The following is a 17359-nucleotide window of genomic DNA, read 5'->3' on the forward strand; positions in this document are numbered from 1 at the left end:
GACTCCTCCCGTTAAAAAAGAACCACATTTTTCTGCCCGGCTTGACGCTGGGGCACCGTGGATTGGCCCGGACCGGGCGTGTAGGCTTCTCGGGCATTTTCAGGAACCGTCGAGACAGACGGCACTCCTGACAATGATCACGCAGGCCCGCAAAAAACTGTGCCGCAAAAAGGCCGGGCTGAAAACCGGGAGGATGCATGTCAAAAATCACGATTGCTGAAATTCAGGATATTCTGGATGCGGAACTGCCGCTGGCCAGCCTGTTAGGCTGTACCTTTGAAGAGATCGGCGAGGGGCGCTGCACGGTGCGTATGGCCTTCAAGCCTGATCTGATCCGTCCTGGCGGCACCATTGCCGGTCCGGCAACCATGGCGCTGGCCGATCTGGCCCTGTATGGGGTGGTTCTGTCGCTGGTGGGGCGGGTTGAACTGGCGGTGACGACCAGCCTGACGGTCAACTTTCTCCGGAAGCCGGGGCAGGAAGACATGATTGCCAAAGGATCAATCCTGAAGCGTGGCAAGCGTCTGGTCGTGGCTGAGGTGGAGCTGTATTCTGCCGGTGACCCGGAGGCGATGGTTGCCCATGTGACGGGGACCTATTCCGTCCCGCCGGAGGCCGGATAAGACGCGGCTGTCAGGCGGCCCGGCGCGGACGCCAGCGGCGGATCCGGGTCAGCAGGCGGTGGGGAACCACGGTTTCCCACGCCGCGCCCCGGTCCGGCTCCAGCCGGATCCCGACCGAGGCAATGCGGTCGCCTTCCATCTGCACCACAACCAGCTCGACCGCTCCCGCCAGCAGGCAGTCGCCGATCCCGGCGGTGCCGCCAAGGGTGTCGGCAACAAACTGGCCGATGGTTTTCTGGCGCTGGTCATCCGGCACGCTGATTTCATAGGCATCGCAGACCGATCCCAGCGGTGCGGCACCGGGGATGACAAAGTCGGCCAGCGCCACCCGCCGGGTCTTTTTGTCTTTGGGCAGAAACAGCCGGTCAAGCGTCAGGCCCTGCTCCGGCGGGGTCAGCAGCAGCACAAAGTCGCCGGGCTGGAAGCTGTCGAGCCCCTGTTCAGGGACCACCACATTGCCGCGCAGCACCGACAGCAGGCGGCTGCGCCCCGGCAGGCGCAGATCTTCCCGCGCCATTCCGGCAGCCGGGCTTGCCGGGGTGATGGTGTAGCCGACGATGTCCTGATCCATGTTCGACGGGATGTCGATGTCAAGGCGGCCCTGCGGTTCCGGCGCCGGAGGAATTTCCACCCGCAGCAGCCGGGCAACGGCAGAGATGCTCCACCCCTGCAACACCAGAGAGACCAGCACGACAATAAAGGTGACGTTAAAGATCAGCCCGGCCTCGGGCACGCCGGACAGGACCGGGATGATTGCCATGTAGATCGGCATGCCGCCGCGCAGACCGACCCAGGCGACAAACAGCCGTTCGCGGATGGTCAGGCGGCTGCGCCACAGGCACAGGGCGACGGCAATCGGGCGGGCGATAAACACCATTGCCAGTGCGGTCAGTCCGGCTGGGATCAGGTCGGGCAGCAGCTTATGGGGGGTGACCAGCAGACCCAGCATAACCAGCAGCAGAATCTGGCTGATCCAGGCGATACCGTCATGAAACCGCCGGATCACCACCTGCGCCCGCAGGCGTTGGTTGCCGACCACGATCCCGGCGACATAAACGGTCAGGAAGCCGGATCCGCCAAGCGTATGGCTGAGGCCGAACAGGGTCAGCGCCCCGGCAATCACCAGCACCGGATACAGCCCCGGGGCCAGCATCAGGCGGTTGACCGCCCAGCTGATCGCCTGTCCGCCCGCCAGCCCGAGGAGACCGCCGACGGCAAAGGCCTTGGCGAGCGACAGGACGACGCTGATCCCCATGCCCTCTGCCTGAAGGGTGCCGGTGGCGGCGCTGACCAGCAGCATGGTCAGCAGGATTGCCATCGGATCGTTGGCCCCGGACTCCAGCTCCAGCGTCGCCGATACCCGCTCCCGGATCTCCAGCCCGCGCTGGTGCAGCAGCAGGAACACGGCGGCGGCATCGGTGGAGGCGACGACGGTGCCGATCAGCAGGGCGATCACCGGCGGCACGGAAAAGACTGACCACGCGGCGGCGGCAGTGATGCCGGCGGTGATGACCACCCCGACGGTGGCCAGCCACGCGGCGGGCCCCCACGATCGCCGCACGGTGCGGAACGAGGTGCGCAGCCCGCCGTCAAACAGGATCACCGCCACCGCCAGACTGGCCAGCGTATAGACCGTGCCGTAGTCGGCATACTGGATGCCGCCGGGCCCGTCTTCGCCGACCAGCATACCGGCCCCCAGGAAAACCAACAGCAGCGGGGCGCCGATGCGGGTGGACAGGGCCCCGGTGAGAATCGCTGCCAGCATCAGGCCACCGCCGAGCAGGATGAAATGGTTGGCTGCGTCCATGCTCTGCCCCCTCTGTGCCCCGGAGTGGTGTGACTGCCCCGATAATAATAAAGAGAGTCGTGGCAGCGCGAAGGACAAAGTACGGAGTTTTCAAGGTTTTTTTGCGGGTCCGGACCCAAAGAGGGCCGTCAGTCAACGATCTGCCTCAAAGGCAGGCCCCGGGCGGGTTTGGAATGAGGTATCATTATACCGCATTATAATGAATTGATTTTATTGAATTAAAAGACGTTGACGCTGTTGTTTTTCGTGGCATACTCCGCGGCCTGGATTCACTGGGGCGGACGGCTCAATCACGGGCTCCGCTCGTCACATGGAGCCGCAACCGGTTCCCCAGCGACTGAGAAGTGAGAACAATGAAGACCTATTCCGCCAAGCCGACGGATGTGCAACGGAAGTGGTACGTGATCGATGCCGAAGGCATCGTTCTCGGCCGCCTTGCCGCGACCGTCGCAAACATCCTGCGGGGCAAGCACAAGCCGATGTTCACCCCGCACATCGACACCGGTGATCACGTGATCATCATCAACGCCGAGAAGGTCGCCCTGACCGGTCGCAAGCTGACCCAGAAGCGCTTCTACTGGCACACCGGCCATCCGGGCGGTATCAAAGACCGCACCATGGAACAGCTGCTGACCGGTCCGTACCCGAACCGCGTCATTGAAAAGGCCGTTGAACGCATGGTTCCGCGTGGCCCGCTCGGTCGCGCCCAGCTGAAGAAGCTGCGCGTGTACGCTGGCCCGACCCATGGTCACGACGCCCAGAACCCGGAAGTTCTGGACATCGCTGCCCGGAACCCGAAGAACAAGCGGAGCGCGTAATCCATGTCCCTCGAAGATCTCAAGGGCGTCGTTCAGCAGCCCGCCAAGGCCGAACCGAAGCGCGATGCGCTGGGTCGTTCCTACGCCACCGGCCGTCGTAAGGACGCCGTGGCCCGCGTGTGGGTGAAGGCCGGTTCCGGCAAGTTCATCGTTAACGGCCGCGAGCTGGACAACTACCTGCCGCGCCCGGTGCTGCGCATGATGGTCAACCAGCCGTTCTCGATCGCCAATGTTGTCGGCCAGTTCGACATCATGTGCACCGTGACCGGTGGTGGTCTGTCCGGTCAGGCCGGCGCGATCCGTCACGGTCTGAGCCGCGCTCTGACCCTGTTCGATCCGGCTCTGCGCCCGGCCCTGAAGGCCGCTGGCTTCCTGACCCGCGATCCGCGCGTTGTCGAGCGTAAGAAGTACGGTAAGCCGAAGGCCCGCCGTTCCTTCCAGTTCTCGAAGCGTTAATCTCGACGGATCCTGTATCCAGTCCTGGTTATCCGGCAGGAAGGCCCGCCCCACGGCGGGCCTTTTTGCATGGGTGTTTTGGCTGATAGGCGGCTTGGGAAAAGAAGACTATCCTGCGGGGGTCTGTGCATGTCAGAACACAGACAGACGGGGCATTGCTAAACAAAAGGGGGCGACGCGCCAATGAAGCGGCTGCTGGCAGGACTGGTCTTCACGCTGGGGATGGGTACCACCGTCCTTCTGGCGGAGGTCGTGACCGGCAACGCAGAAACAGCGATGCATCTGGTCCTGCAGGCTGAAAGCCGGGCAATCGCCGAGACCCTGCGGCAGAAGCTGGAAGACCGGACCGGGGCCCTGTCGCGTCTGGCAGACCGCTGGGCAACACGCGGCGGCACCCCGGAGGCAGAGTGGCGGCAGGATGTGCGCCGCTATCTTAAAGATTATAACGCGCTGGAAGCCATCGAATGGGTGGATCAGGGCCATATCGTCCGCTGGGCGGAGCCGCAGGAAATCCGTCAGCCGATGATCGGGCAGAATCTGGCAACCGAACAGCGCCGGCGTCAGGCTTTGATGACCGCCATTGAAACCCGGCGTCCGCAGCTGTCTGCGCCGTTGCAGCTTCTGGGGGGCGGGACCGGTTTTCTGATTTACGCACCGATTTTTTCCAACGAGAGTTTTCTTGGCACCATCGTTGCGGTCAACCGCAGCAGTATCCTGACAGAGCAGATCGCCGCAGCGGTGATCAGCGACAAGGATATCGCCCTGACTGTCCGTCATGAGGACGCTGTTGTGCTGTCCCCGCGCATCGCCCCGGCCCGGGGCGCGGACGCTGTGGTGACTCCGGTGTCCGTCGCAAACGGGACCTGGACAGTCGAGACCAGACCGTCTCTGGCGATGATGAAGGCCTATGCGGGAAACAGCGAGACTCTGGTGCTGGCGGTCGGTTCCGGCCTGACCCTGCTGACCGCCCTGCTGCTGTGGCTGCACGGCAAGTCACGGGAACGCCTGCAGGATGTGCAGGTCCGGGAAGGGCGGCTGGGGCTGATCCTTGATACGGCCCCTGATGCGATCCTGACCTTTAATGAGCACGGGGTCATTGAAACCAGCAATGCCGCCGCCGGGCGTATTTTTGGCCTGTCGGCGGGCGACGTGCCGGGCCTGCACCTGAATCGCCTGATTATCCGCCGTACCCCTGACGGCTGCGAGGTGACTGACGACCGGGTGTGGGAAGCGGTCGGTGATGCGGCGGTTCATGGCACGCTTTATGGGGTGCGGGGCTGGGTTGAGGAGTTTCCCATTGAAATGTCGGTGGCTGAACGGTCGGTCGGGGCCCGCACCGTTTTCACGGCGATTGTCCGCGACATTTCGGTGCGGGTTGCGACAGAAGCCGCCCGCCGCCGGGCCGAGGATATTCTCAAAGTCGCCCTCGACACGATCCCGGAAGGGTTTGTGGTCTATGACGACCATGACCGTCTGGTGATCTGCAATGAGGCCTACCGGAAGATCTATGCCCTGTCGGCCCCGGCGATCCGGGAAGGCAGCAGCTTTGAAGAGATCCTGCGCTACGGTCTCAGCCGGGGTCAGTACCCGCAGGCCGGATATACCCCGGAGGAACGCCAGCGCTGGCTGATGCAGCGTCTGCGGCAGCACCGGGTTCCGCCGGGGCAGCTGACCCAGCAGACCGCCGATGGTCGCTGGCTGCGGATTGAGGAGCGGGTCACCGATCAGGGCTATGTGGTCGGGCTGCGGGCCGATATCACCGACATGATGCGGGCGGAAGAGACGGTCCGTGCCAACGAAAACCGGCTGCGGGCCCTGATGGAAACCTCGCCGGTCGGGGCGGTGCTGCTGACCGAGCAGGATGTGGTGCTGTATGCCAACCGCCGGATTGCGGAACTGTTCCGCATGCCGGACCGGCATTTTTCACTCGATTTTCCGCCATCGCTGTACGCCGATCCGCTGGAGCGGAAAAGTCTGCTGGCGGATTTTGAGCGGCTGGGGGCGGTCTGGGACCGGCCAATGCGGATGCGCCGGCAGACCGGAGAGGTGTTCTGGGCGCTGGTGTCGGTCAGCCGGGCGCGGGAGGAGCTGAATGCCCACCGCATCGTCTGGGTTTATGACATTGACGAGTCCAAGCGTCTGGCGATGGAGCTGGAGGCCAGCAGGGACCTGTTGCAGCAGCAGGCGGCGGAACTGACGGCGCTGGCGGAGCTGAATGCCAAGGAGCGGCTGAGGGCGGAGGAGGCAACCCGCCTGAAAAGCGAGTTTCTGGCCAACGTCAGCCACGAGATCCGTACCCCGATGACCGGGGTTCTGGGGCTGACGGATCTGCTGCTGGCTTCTCCGCTGGATTCTGAGCAGACGGTTTATGCGACCCGTCTGAAGCGATCGGGGCAGACCCTGCTGACCCTGCTGAACGACATCCTCGACTTTTCCAAGATCGAGGCCGGACAGTTGAGTCTGGAGGAAGTCGATTTCATCCCGGCGGATGTGATTGACGATGTGGTGACGTTCCTGCGTCCGAAGGCTGAGGAAAAGCGGCTGACCCTGCGCGTCGATCTGCCGGAGGAGGGCGGCGACAGGCCGGTGGTGGTGGTCGGCGATCCAACCCGCCTGCGGCAGATTCTGTTTAATCTGGTCGGCAATGCCCTGAAATTCACTGAGGATGGCGGAGTGACCGTCCGCCTGCGGTCCGCCCCGGGGATGCAGCCGGGAACCGTTGATCTGATGCTGGATGTGCAGGATACCGGCATTGGCATTCCGCCGGACCGGCAGCAGCAGATTTTTGAGCCGTTCCGGCAGGCTGATTCCTCCACCACCCGACGGTTCGGCGGTACCGGACTGGGGCTGGCGATCTGCCGCCGTCTGGCGGAGCTGATGGGGGGCGAGATCCGGGTGTTCAGCCGGGTCGGGCATGGCACCACGTTTGCCATCACCCTGTGTCTTCCCGCCGGAAATCCTGAGATGGCGGTCAGCGCCTCGACCGTCGATGCGCCGATGCCGGCGGCGGTACCGGGGCAGTCCTACCGCCTGCTGCTGGCGGAGGATGAAGAAACCAACCGCATGCTGATCACCATCGGGCTGGAACGGCTGGGCCATGTGGTGCGGGCGGTCCCCAACGGGCGCGAGGCGATTGCCGCGATTGAGGATGAAGACTTCGACCTGCTGCTGCTGGATATGCATATGCCGCTGCTGGACGGGCCGGGGGTGGCCAGCTATGTCCGGATGTTGCCGCCGCCCCGCTGTTCGATGCCGGTTCTGGCCCTGACCGCCGATGTTCTGGCGGATCAGCGCCGCCATTATGAACAGATCGGGCTGGATGGGTATCTGACCAAACCGGTGGACTGGAAGCGGATGCAGGAAACGATTCTGTACTGGTGCCAGAAAACCGGGGCCGCACCGCAGGCTGTACCGGACCGGGTGATGGATCTGTCGCCGGGGGCCCCGTTGCTGCTGACGGAGCCCACGCCGCTACCACGCCCCGCTGTGCCGCCCCCCTGGCTGCGGGAACTGCTGGAGCTGGTTGGCCCGGCCCGGGTTCTGCCGTTGATGGCTTCCGCCCGCCAGAAGCTGGAAGACGGGGGGGCGCAGGTGTCCTGTGCCTTCCTGCGTGACGGTATGACCGCCGGGCGCGAGGCGGCCCACAGCCTGAAAGGGGTGGCCCGGCAGTTCGGGGCGCACCGCACCGGCGATCTGGCGGAAGAGTTGGAGCTTGCCCGTTATCTTGGGCAGGAGGATGGCCGCCTGATTGATGCCCTCAGCCGTCTGGATGGCGTAACGCAGGAGGATGCGGCCGTGCTGGCCGGGTTGATCCACGATGTCGAGACCGGGGCCTGGCCGCTGTAAGCAGGGCCGGTGGGGTCAGGCTGAGCGGAGATTGGGCTGAGGCCCTATAAAAAACACTGTCCTTTATGGCGGTCTTTGCTATGACCAGAGGGGACGCGCCCCGTCTCCGCCTGCCGGAACAGGGGCCCGCCTGATTTTTGACCCGACGCAGAAGGAGTTGACGGGATGTCGGACGTGGTGAACATCGCCATTCTGGGTGCCAGCGGTTATACGGGGGCAGAGCTGGTGCGTCTGCTGGTCCGTCATCCGCGTGCCCGAATCGTCGCCCTCACCGCCGACCGCCGCGCCGGACAGCCGATGGAAGCGGTGTTCCCGCATCTCGGCGGGCTTGGGCTGCCGACGATGGTGACCATCGCCGAGGTGGACTGGGCCGGTGTTGATGTCTGCTTCTGCGCGCTGCCGCACGGCACGACGCAGGAGGTGATCGCCGGTCTGCCGGAGCATGTGAAGGTCGTCGATCTGTCCGCTGATTTCCGTCTGTTCGACCCGGAAGCCTATGCCCAGTGGTATGGCCATGCGCATATGGCGACCGACCTGCAGAAGTCGGTGGTCTATGGCCTGACCGAAATCCACCGCGAGAAGGTGAAGGGGGCCCGTGTGGTTGCCAATCCCGGCTGCTACCCGACCGCGTCGCAGCTGCCGCTGATCCCGCTGCTGGAACAGGGACTGGTGCAGGCTGAAGATATCATCATCGATGCCAAGTCCGGGGTTTCCGGGGCCGGGCGCTCCGCCAAGGAAGCCAATCTGTTCACTGAAGTGGCGGAAGGGATCCATCCCTATGGTGTCGCCAGTCACCGCCACAGCCCGGAGATCGAGCAGGGCCTTGGCTGGGCCAGCGGTAAGGATGTGCTGGTGAACTTCACCCCGCACCTGATGCCGATGAGCCGGGGCATCCTGTCCAGCATTTACGTCAAGCTGGCAGGGGCGGCAACGGCGGAAGACCTGCATGCCGCACTGGTGAAGCGCTATGCCGGGGAGCCGTTCGTGCGTGTTCTGCCGTTTGGCACCGCGCCGCAGACCCGTTTTGTCCGGGGCTCCAACTTCTGTCTGATCGGGGTGTTCAAGGACCGGGTGCCGGGCCGCGCCATCCTGTTCGGGGCGATCGACAATCTGGTGAAGGGGGCGTCGGGGCAGGCGATTCAGAACATGAACGTCATGCTCGGCTTCCCGGAAGACATGGGGCTGGAGCAGCAGCCGCTGTTCCCGTAATCCTGTTTCCGTACTCCCGGTTCCGTTCTGGTGTGAGGGTCATGAGATGACAGCGTCCCCGATTATCCTGCCGTGGCAGGGCGTTTCTCCGGTGCTTGACCCCAGCGTGTTTGTCGCGCCGGGGGCCAGTGTGATCGGTGACGTGGTGATCGGGGATGCCTCCTCTGTCTGGTTCGGCTGTGTGGTGCGCGGTGATGTGCACGAGATCCGTATCGGTGCCCGCACCAATATTCAGGATGGTACCGTCGTGCATGTGTCGAAAGGCAAATTCGGCACCTACATCGGTGATGATGTGCTGATCGGCCATAACTGCACCATTCATGCCTGCACGCTGGAAAGCGGCTCGTTCATTGGCATGGGGGCGACCATTCTGGATGGTGCGGTGGTCGAAGGGGGGGCGCTGGTGGCCGCCGGGGCGCTGGTGTCGCCGGGCAAGCGGGTGCCGCGCGGCGAGCTGTGGGCCGGGAACCCGGCCAGAAAGCTGCGGGATCTGCGCCCGGAAGAGATGGACTTTTTTATCCGTCAGTGTGCCCATTACGCCGAAAATGCCGCCCAGTATAAAGCGATGCTGGAGCAGATGGCCTCGCCGGGGGCGTTGTAAACCGACGCTCTGTACCGTCTCTGTCTGACGGTCCCGTTTTTCTTTCAAGGAGATGTATGCGCAGAAGCCCTCTCCCGGACGGTTTTCGTTCGGCCTGACAGCCCGGAAGGATTTTTCCGGGGCGATTTGGCGTGTCTGGCCATCGGTTTTCTGCGGCGGTGACACACCGCTTTCTCTGGACAAAGACGATGACTTTTACAGGTCTGATCCGGTGCGCGACACCGGATGATTTTCCCTGCCTTCTTGATCTCTGGCTGCGGGCGTCACGGCACGGCCACCCTTTTCTGTCTGCCGAGCAGATTGACCGGCAGTATCAGTTGGTCCGCGATGTTTACATTCCCAAGGCGGAGATGTGGGTGACCGAGGAAGAAGGGCGGCTGACCGGCTTTGTTGCCCTGCTCGATCATCTGGTCGGCGGACTGTTCGTGGATCCGCACGATCACGGCCGGGGCATAGGCCGGGCCCTGATCGCCCATGCGCTGACCCTGCGGGGGCACCTGCTGCTGGGGGTTTATACCCGCAATGAAGGGGCGGTTGCTTTCTATCGCCGCCTCGGCTTTACCGAAGTCGGGCGCCAGCCACACGATGATGACGGCCTGCCTTTTGAGGTCATGGCCATGGCCCTGATCCCGCCGGACGGGCAGGGCGGCGGCTGAAAATAAAAAACGGCGCAGGGAAAAATCTCTGCGCCGTTTTCAGTCTGTCTTAGGGGCTTAAACCGCCCGCACTTTCACGTAGCGCCCCGGAGCGGGTTCGATCACTCCCAGCGGACCATCCTCCGGCTTGCGGGCCGGAATCTGCGGGCCGGAGGCAGGCTTCAGCCATTCGATCCAGTCACTCCACCAGCTGCCGTCATGCTGCTCGGCTCCCTTCAGCCAGGTGTCGGCAGACTTCACCTTCTTGCTGTTGGTCCAGTAGCAGTACTTTTTCGAAACCGGGGGATTGACCACTCCGGCGATATGGCCGCTGGCCCCCAGCACAAAGCGGACCTTGCCGGAGAACACCTGCGTGGCGGCAAAAGTCGATTTCCACGGGGCGATATGGTCTTCCCGCGCGGAAAGCATATAGACCGGAACCTTAATATCCCGCAGATCCAGCGGCGTACCGCACAGGGTGATGCCACCCGGTTTGATCAGGTTGTTTTCCTGATACATGTTGTGCAGGTAGAAGCTGTGCATGGCGGCGGGCATCCGGGTGGAGTCGCCGTTCCAGTACAGCAGATCGAAGGGGAAGGGCTCCTTGCCCAGCAGATAGTTGTTGATGACGAACGACCAGACCAGATCATTGGACCGCAGCATGTTGAAGCTGGTCGCCATATCCGAGCCGTCAAGGTAGCCGGTGCGCTGCATCCGCTCGTCCAGCGCCTTAAGCTGTTCATCGTCGATGAACACGCCGATTTCGCCGGGGTCGGTGAAGTCGGTCAGGGTGGTCAGCAGGGTGCCGCAGCCCAGACGGTCGTCTTTGGTGGCGGCCATGTAGGCCATTGTCGAAGCCAGTAGGGTGCCGCCAAGGCAATAGCCGACCGCATTGACTTTCGGCGATCCGGTCTGGCGGATGATCGCCTCAATAGCGGCAAGGCTGCCTTCCAGCATGTAGTTTTCAAAAGACTTGTCTGCCAGGGTCTCGTCGGGGTTAACCCACGAGATCACAAAGACGGTCAGTCCCTGATCGACACACCATTTGATGAAGCTGTTCTTGTCCCGCAGGTCGAGGATGTAGAACTTGTTGATCCACGGCGGCACGATCAGCAGCGGCACGGTGCCGACGGTTTCGGTGGTCGGGCTGTACTGCAGCAGCTGGATCAGGTCATTTTCAAAGACCACGCTGCCGGGGGTGGTGGCGACATTGCGGCCCACCTCAAACGCGGTTTCATCCGTCATCGAAATGCGCAGACGGCCATTCCCGCGTTCCAGATCGCTCAGCAGGTGCTCCAGCCCCTTCAGCAGGTTCTCCCCGCCGGTTTCGGCGGTGACCCGCAGCACTTCCGGGTTGGTCAGCACAAAGTTCGACGGGGCCATCGCGTCGATGAACTGCCGGGTATAAAAATCGACCTTCTGGGCCGATTTGTCATCCAGACCATCGACATCGTTGACCAGCGACTGCACCCAGCGGGAGGTCAGCAGGTAGGACTGCTTGATGAAGTCAAAGACATCATTGTCCTTCCAGGCGTCATCCTTGAAGCGGCGGTCGGATTTGTCCGGCTCCACCACCGGAGTGGGGTCCTCACCCATCATCCGGCGGGCGGTGCTCTGCCACAGGTTCATATAGTCCTGCCACAGTGACACCTGAGCTTCCACCAGCTTGGCCGGATCGGACATCAGGCGGGTGGTCATCTCCAGAAAGGCCCCGGCGATGTTCAGCGGATCAAACGTCGGCGTTTCCGGCTGGGCGCTTTGCCGGGCAATGAAATCGTTGATCAGGCGCTGGCTGCGTTCGGCGATATTGGTCATTGCCGCCGAAACTTCTGCGGGGTCCGGCATTTTGATGTCCGGGGTTTCAGGCTTGCCAGCATGTCTGTCTGCCATAGGTGCGCCTTTCCTGACTGTTTCTGTCCCTGTGTGCCTTCGGCTATCGTGCGCCGAATTTTTGATTTTGCCCACAGATGTTTGATGGGGATCCCGATGTCTGCAGCCTGCGGCCCCGGGTATATTCCCGGCGGGAAATTTTACCCAGGGTGGTGTCTGGGAGGATGGTTCGGCCAGCAGCCCCCGGGATCCGTTCCCCTGCATCAGGGTATACCTGTTTTTAAGGCGGCTGTTAAGCTGAAGCACCGGGTCGGTCTTTTTCCGTTTCAAACGGAAAAATAGTGTATGGTTTGCCGCAATCACGTTTTATTTTTGTGGCGGCCACAAACGGGTTTGACCGTGGTGCGCGTGTATGTCATGGGCTGTGTACGGTATCGGGCCCGTGTGGGGTTTATAAGGTATCCCTGTAGGAGTTTCAGCGTGATCACCGATCGTTTCCGTTCGTCCAGCCTGCTTCCGCTGTTCCGGGGGAATCTGTCCCGGGGGCTGTTGCGGTCCGGCAGCCGCCCTGCGGTTCTTCTGGCGATGGCGCTGATGGTCAGCGGGTGTTCCTCGGTCGGCGGGGCGTGGGATTCCATGTTCGGCAGTGACGGCGGGTCCTCGCACGGGGCCTCCTCGTCTGCTTCCGGCCCGGTAGACACCACGGTTGACGGGCTGATTGCCCCGTCTGACCGCCCCGGATATGCCACCGGCAAAGGCCGGAAGGAACCGACCACTGCCCGCGCCCTGACCGAGCCGAAGCCGAAAGCCCAGCCGGAAGCCCGCACCGCCCCGGCGGCGGAGCCTGCACCCGCGCCCGCTCCGGCCCCTGCGCCCGAGCCTGTTCCGGCTCCGGCCCCCGCGCCGGTGGCTGAACCCGCCCCGGCACCGGTGCCGCTGACCCCGGAACCGACGCCGGTGGCCCCGGCCCCGCTGATGGGGTCGATGATGGGAAGCCCGTACGGGGATGACACCGTGGTGATCGGCGGCGATGGCCGGACCTATGCGCATTCTGCCTCAGCCCTGCCGGATGATGGTTTTGATCCGCTGGCGGCGATCAGCGGGGGTGCCGGGCAGCTGGTGGCCACCATTCAGTTCGCCAATGGCTCTTCGGTGCTGTCCGGGGTGGATCAGAGTATTCTGCGGCAGGTTGCTGCCCTGCAGAAGCAGCGGGGGGCGAAGGTGCGGGTGATCGGCCATGCCTCCGGCCGCACCGGGGATATGGATTTTGCCCGCCAGCAGGCGGTTAACCTTGAGGTTTCGCTGCGGCGTGCGGATGCAGTGGCGCAGGCTCTTGCCGGTTATGGGGTGCCGCGCCGGTCGATTTCCACCGCTGCCGCCGGGGCTGCTGATCCGGTGTATGTGGAAAGCATGCCGTCCGGCGAGGCCGGAAACCGCCGGACCGAGATCTATCTGGACTACTAAGGCGGCAGCGGTCGAAAAAACCTGTCTGTCATCGGGGCGTGAACGTCGGTTCACGCCCCTTTGCTTTTGGTTCTCCTGCGGTTTTTAGTTTCGCCCTGTTGCCGGAGGGGCGAAAAACCGGTGGATTGCGGTGAATTTGATAAAATAGCAATCCTATGCGATGGTTTTGCATATTTTATGAATATTATTCCAAATTAAGGCATTTCAGTTCATTCGTGTGGAATGATCTGCGGCAAACCAGAGGGTTTTGCCGAAACAAACTGTCGCATTTGCCCGGCAGCCGGGGTAAACAGACCGATGGCCCCTGCCGTGAGTGTTGCGGGCCGTCAGCAATTGTGCTGTTTGTTTAACCCCTCTGTCTCGGGAAAATATCATGGAACAGGAATTCCATCGTATTAAGCGTCTGCCGCCGTACGTCTTCGCTGAAGTCAACGCGATGAAGGCACGCGCCCGAGCTGCCGGCGAAGACATCATCGACCTCGGCATGGGGAACCCCGATCAGCCCACCCCGCAGCACATCGTTGATAAGCTGGCGGAAGCCGCTGCCAATCCGCGGGCCCACGGATATTCCACCTCCAAGGGGATTCCCGGGCTGCGCAAGGCCCTCTGCGGGTATTACGAGCGCCGCTTTAATGTGACGCTGGACCCGGAGACCGAGGTGATCGCCACCCTGGGCTCCAAGGAAGGTCTGGCCAATCTGGCGCAGGCGATCACCAGCCCCGGTGACATCATCATGTCACCGAACCCCAGCTACCCGATCCATGCCTTTGGCTTTATCATCGCCGGTGGCTCCGTGCGGTCGATCCCGGCTGCCCCGAATGAAGACTTTCTGCGGGCGCTTGACCGTGGGGTGCGCCACAGTGTGCCCAAGCCGGTGGCGGTGATCGTCAACTTCCCGTCCAACCCGACGGCGATGGTGGCGGATCTGGCCTTTTATAAGGAAATCGTTGATTTCTGCCGCCAGCACGAAATCTATGTGCTGTCCGATATCGCGTACTGCGAAATCTACTTCGACGACAATCCGCCGCCGTCGATCCTGCAGATTCCGGGGGCCAAGGATGTGGCGGTTGAATTCTCCTCCATGTCCAAAAGCTACAATATGGCGGGCTGGCGCGTCGGCTTTGCGGCGGGCAACCGCCGCCTGATCTCGGCACTGGCACGGGTGAAGAGCTATGTCGATTACGGGGCGTTCACCCCGATTCAGGTGGCGGCCAGCGCGGCGCTGAACGGCCCGCAGGATTGCGTTGAACAGATCCGCAATACCTATAAAGAGCGCCGCGACGTGCTGATTGAAGGCCTGCACCAGATGGGCTGGATGGTTCCGCCGCCCCCGGCGTCGATGTTTGCCTGGGCCCCGATCCCGCCGGCATTCCAGCATCTCGGGTCGGTGGAATTTGCCAAGCTGCTGATGCGTGAGGCCAAGGTGGCGGTGGCCCCGGGGCTTGGCTTCGGCGAGCAGGGTGACAGTCACGTCCGTATCGGTCTGGTGGAAAACAAGCACCGGATCCGTCAGGCCCTGCGTAATATCAAGGGCTTCTTCCAGAACTACGATCAGGTTCTGGCCAATTCCGAAGAGCATCGTCTTAAAGCGAACGAGTGGTGGGTGAAGTGAACAGCGTTGCCAAAAACCCCCTGAAAGTCGCCGTCGCCGGTCTGGGCACGGTGGGCGCCGAAACGGTCAAGGTTCTGCAGAAGCAGGCGAATCTGATGGCGGCCCGCTATGGTCGAACTATTAAGGTGGTCGCGGTGTCGGCCCGGTCCCGGCGGGACCGGGGCTTCGCCATGGACGGCATCGACTGGTACGATGATCCGGTGCTGATGGCATCTTCTGCTGACGCTGATGTGGTGTGCGAGCTGATCGGCGGCTCTGACGGGGTGGCTAAGGCCGTGGTCGAAGCGGCTCTGGCTGCCGGGCGCCACGTGGTCACCGCCAACAAGGCGCTGCTGGCCCATCACGGTGTGGCCCTTGCGAAGACCGCTGAAAGCAAGGGGCTGACCCTTGGGTTCGAGGCGGCGGTGGCCGGGGGCATCCCGATCATCAAGGCCCTGCGCGAAGGTTTGGCCGGAAACACCATCGGCCGCGTTTACGGCATCATGAACGGGACGTGTAATTACATCCTGACCACGATGCGCGAGACCGGGCGGGATTTCGCCGACGTTCTGGCCGATGCCCAGCGTCTCGGCTATGCCGAAGCTGATCCGTCGTTCGACGTTGACGGGGTGGATACCGCGCACAAGCTGTCGCTGCTGACCAGCCTTGCCTTCGGGACGCAGGTTGACTTTGACAGCATCCATATCGAAGGCATCCGCCACGTTTCGGCGACCGACATCGCTTTTGCCGAAGAGCTGGGCTACCGGATCAAGCTGCTGGGCATTGCCCGCAAGACTGCCTCCGGCGCCATTGAGCAGCGGGTGCATCCGTGCATGGTCCGTAAGGACGAACCGATCGCCACCGTCGAAGGGGTGTTCAACTCCGTCGTGGTGGAAGGTGATTCCGTTGGCCGGTCGGTTTCGATCGGACGGGGCGCCGGGGCCGGTCCCACCGCGTCGGCGGTGGTGGCAGACCTGATCGATATCGTTGCCAACCGTCAGACCCCGACCTTCGGGATTCCGGCAGACCTGCTGGAACCGCTGCCCGCGTGGTCGATGGATCAGCATGTCGGTGCCTATTACATCCGCCTGATGGTCGAAGACCATCCGGGTGTATTCGCCGATATCGCCGCGGCGCTGCGGGACTCCGACGTGTCGATGGAGGCGGTGATCCAGCGGGGCCGTTCGCCGGATGAGGTGGTGCCGGTGGTGCTGACCCTGCACGAGACCGAAGAGGTGCGGCTGAATGATGCGTTGCAGCGGATTTCGGCCATTGCCGCAGTGGTCGAGCCGCCGCGCGTCATCCGTATCGAAACCCTGTGATGATTGGGCCGGATCGGGGCAGGACACGCCCCGGTCCGGCTTTTTCTGTGCTTGCGGCCTGTTCGCGCAGCCTGTAAATGCCGTCCCGCAGGCACCTTAAGACCAACCAGAGATAACAAGCTCGTACTGAAGGGGATCTCCATGTCCGACCAGACCGAAACCAATCTGCTGGAACGCAATCTGGCGCTGGAAATGTGCCGCGTGACCGAAGCGGCGGCGCTGGCATCGTCACTGTGGATGGGCCGTGGGGATGAGAAGGCCGCCGATCAGGCCGCCGTGGACGCCATGCGCCGCGCCCTGAATGCCCTGAACATCGACGGTACCGTGGTGATCGGGGAAGGGGAACGTGACGAAGCCCCGATGCTCTACATCGGTGAGAAGGTCGGCTCCGGCAGCGGCCCGAAGGTTGATATCGCCCTTGATCCGCTGGAAGGCACCACCATCACCGCCACCGGCGGCCCCAACGCGCTGGCCGTGGTTGCCTGCGCTGAAAAGGGCGGATTCCTGAATGCACCGGACGTCTACATGGATAAGATCGCCGTCGGCGGCGGTCTGCCGGACGGGGTGGTCGATCTGGATAACAGCGTCGATACCAACCTGAAGAATCTCGCTGCTGCCAAGAATGCCGAAATCTCCGACCTGCTGGTCTGCATTCTCAACCGTCCGCGCCATGAAGAGCTGATCGCCCGCGTGCGGGAAGCCGGGGCCCGCATCATGCTGATCCCCGATGGCGACGTTTCGGGCGTTATCGCCACCTCGACCCCGGAGTCGGGCGTGGACCTTTACATCGGCTCCGGCGGTGCCCCGGAAGGCGTGCTGGCGGCTGCGGCGCTGCGCTGCATCGGCGGGCAGATGCAGGGCCGTCTGCTGTTCCGGAATGATGACGAGCGTGGCCGGGCCGAGCGTTGGGGGATCAAGGACCTCAGCCGTAAGTACACCCTGCATGACATGGCCCGTGGTGACGTGATGTTCGCGGCTTCGGGCGTGACCGACGGGGCGATGCTGCGCGGTGTCCGCCGCTGGCACAACGGGGCCAAGACCCATTCGCTGGTCATGCGGTCCAAGTCCGGCACCGTGCGGTGGATCGAAGCCCAGCATAACTTTGACCGCAAGGTCATGCTGCCGAAGGTCTGATCACGGCACAGGCGGTAACAACC

At 63.0% G+C, this 17359-nt stretch carries 13 protein-coding genes; 11 read left to right on the forward strand and 2 right to left on the reverse strand.

All coding sequences use genetic code 11. The features are described 5' to 3' along the window. Positions 1-197: 197 nt before the first annotated feature. Positions 198-623, forward strand: a complete 426-nt coding sequence (locus G365_RS0106135; RefSeq protein ID WP_019644625.1) for a PaaI family thioesterase — start codon at positions 198-200, stop codon at positions 621-623. Between the two features lie 10 nt (positions 624-633). Here the strand turns inward: G365_RS0106135 and G365_RS0106140 are convergent, their stop codons facing one another. Next, positions 634-2430 carry a potassium/proton antiporter gene (locus G365_RS0106140; RefSeq protein ID WP_019644626.1) on the reverse strand — a complete coding sequence of 599 codons (1797 nt, stop codon included), beginning with the start codon at positions 2428-2430 and terminating at the stop codon, positions 634-636. 353 nt (positions 2431-2783) lie between these two features. On the opposite strand from G365_RS0106140, the gene rplM reads away from it, so the two are divergent. The 6 genes from rplM (at position 2784) to G365_RS0106170 (ending at position 10016) form a co-directional block, all read left to right on the forward strand. Next, the gene (gene rplM, locus G365_RS0106145) at positions 2784-3248 is read left to right on the forward strand and encodes a 50S ribosomal protein L13 (RefSeq protein ID WP_019644627.1); all 465 of its coding nucleotides are present in this window, start codon (positions 2784-2786) and stop codon (positions 3246-3248) included. 3 nt (positions 3249-3251) lie between these two features. Beyond that, positions 3252-3704, forward strand: coding sequence for a 30S ribosomal protein S9 (rpsI, locus tag G365_RS0106150; protein WP_019644628.1), 453 nt, complete (start codon positions 3252-3254; stop codon positions 3702-3704). A 183-nt stretch (positions 3705-3887) separates the two neighbouring features. Beyond that, complete coding sequence (locus G365_RS22760; RefSeq protein WP_019644629.1) at positions 3888-7550, forward strand: ATP-binding protein; 3663 nt, start codon at positions 3888-3890, stop codon at positions 7548-7550. A 165-nt stretch (positions 7551-7715) separates the two neighbouring features. Then, a complete protein-coding gene (gene argC, locus G365_RS0106160; protein ID WP_019644630.1) occupies positions 7716-8759 on the forward strand; it encodes an N-acetyl-gamma-glutamyl-phosphate reductase in 1044 nt (347 codons plus the stop codon). A 46-nt stretch (positions 8760-8805) separates the two neighbouring features. Next, positions 8806-9360, forward strand: coding sequence for a gamma carbonic anhydrase family protein (locus G365_RS0106165; protein WP_019644631.1), 555 nt, complete (start codon positions 8806-8808; stop codon positions 9358-9360). A 188-nt stretch (positions 9361-9548) separates the two neighbouring features. Next, on the forward strand, positions 9549-10016 hold the full coding sequence (locus G365_RS0106170) for a GNAT family N-acetyltransferase (protein ID WP_019644632.1): 468 nt from the start codon (positions 9549-9551) through the stop codon (positions 10014-10016). A gap of 57 nt (positions 10017-10073) precedes the next feature. Here the strand turns inward: G365_RS0106170 and G365_RS0106175 are convergent, their stop codons facing one another. Further along, on the reverse strand, positions 10074-11885 hold the full coding sequence (locus tag G365_RS0106175) for a PHA/PHB synthase family protein (protein ID WP_019644633.1): 1812 nt from the start codon (positions 11883-11885) through the stop codon (positions 10074-10076). A gap of 420 nt (positions 11886-12305) precedes the next feature. Between G365_RS0106175 and G365_RS22765 the strand changes: the two genes are divergently transcribed. From G365_RS22765 to glpX, 4 genes are all read left to right on the forward strand, one after another. Next, positions 12306-13289 (forward strand): OmpA family protein, encoded by a 984-nt coding sequence (locus tag G365_RS22765; RefSeq protein ID WP_019644634.1) that lies wholly within the window; start codon positions 12306-12308, stop codon positions 13287-13289. 373 nt (positions 13290-13662) lie between these two features. Further along, positions 13663-14901 carry an LL-diaminopimelate aminotransferase gene (locus G365_RS0106185; protein ID WP_019644635.1) on the forward strand — a complete coding sequence of 413 codons (1239 nt, stop codon included), beginning with the start codon at positions 13663-13665 and terminating at the stop codon, positions 14899-14901. Further along, positions 14898-16202 (forward strand): homoserine dehydrogenase, encoded by a 1305-nt coding sequence (locus tag G365_RS0106190; RefSeq protein WP_019644636.1) that lies wholly within the window; start codon positions 14898-14900, stop codon positions 16200-16202. Before G365_RS0106185 ends, G365_RS0106190 begins: the two co-directional genes overlap by 4 nt. A 141-nt stretch (positions 16203-16343) precedes the next feature. Then, complete coding sequence (gene glpX, locus G365_RS0106195) at positions 16344-17336, forward strand: class II fructose-bisphosphatase (protein ID WP_019644637.1); 993 nt, start codon at positions 16344-16346, stop codon at positions 17334-17336. Positions 17337-17359 lie beyond the last annotated feature (23 nt).

This window comes from Novispirillum itersonii subsp. itersonii ATCC 12639 (genome assembly GCF_000381985.1).
GTDB lineage: Bacteria > Pseudomonadota > Alphaproteobacteria > Rhodospirillales > Rhodospirillaceae > Novispirillum > Novispirillum itersonii.

Bases quoted from the DNA above. Each gene is read 5' to 3' on its own strand.
- G365_RS0106135 (WP_019644625.1), top strand. From the start codon at position 198: ATGTCAAAAATCACGATTGCTGAAATTCAGGATATTCTGGATGCGGAA.
- G365_RS0106140 (WP_019644626.1), bottom strand. From the start codon at position 2,430: ATGGACGCAGCCAACCATTTCATCCTGCTCGGCGGTGGCCTGATGCTG.
- rplM (WP_019644627.1), top strand. From the start codon at position 2,784: ATGAAGACCTATTCCGCCAAGCCGACGGATGTGCAACGGAAGTGGTAC.
- rpsI (WP_019644628.1), top strand. From the start codon at position 3,252: ATGTCCCTCGAAGATCTCAAGGGCGTCGTTCAGCAGCCCGCCAAGGCC.
- G365_RS22760 (WP_019644629.1), top strand. From the start codon at position 3,888: ATGAAGCGGCTGCTGGCAGGACTGGTCTTCACGCTGGGGATGGGTACC.
- argC (WP_019644630.1), top strand. From the start codon at position 7,716: ATGTCGGACGTGGTGAACATCGCCATTCTGGGTGCCAGCGGTTATACG.
- G365_RS0106165 (WP_019644631.1), top strand. From the start codon at position 8,806: ATGACAGCGTCCCCGATTATCCTGCCGTGGCAGGGCGTTTCTCCGGTG.
- G365_RS0106170 (WP_019644632.1), top strand. From the start codon at position 9,549: ATGACTTTTACAGGTCTGATCCGGTGCGCGACACCGGATGATTTTCCC.
- G365_RS0106175 (WP_019644633.1), bottom strand. From the start codon at position 11,885: ATGGCAGACAGACATGCTGGCAAGCCTGAAACCCCGGACATCAAAATG.
- G365_RS0106185 (WP_019644635.1), top strand. From the start codon at position 13,663: ATGGAACAGGAATTCCATCGTATTAAGCGTCTGCCGCCGTACGTCTTC.
- glpX (WP_019644637.1), top strand. From the start codon at position 16,344: ATGTCCGACCAGACCGAAACCAATCTGCTGGAACGCAATCTGGCGCTG.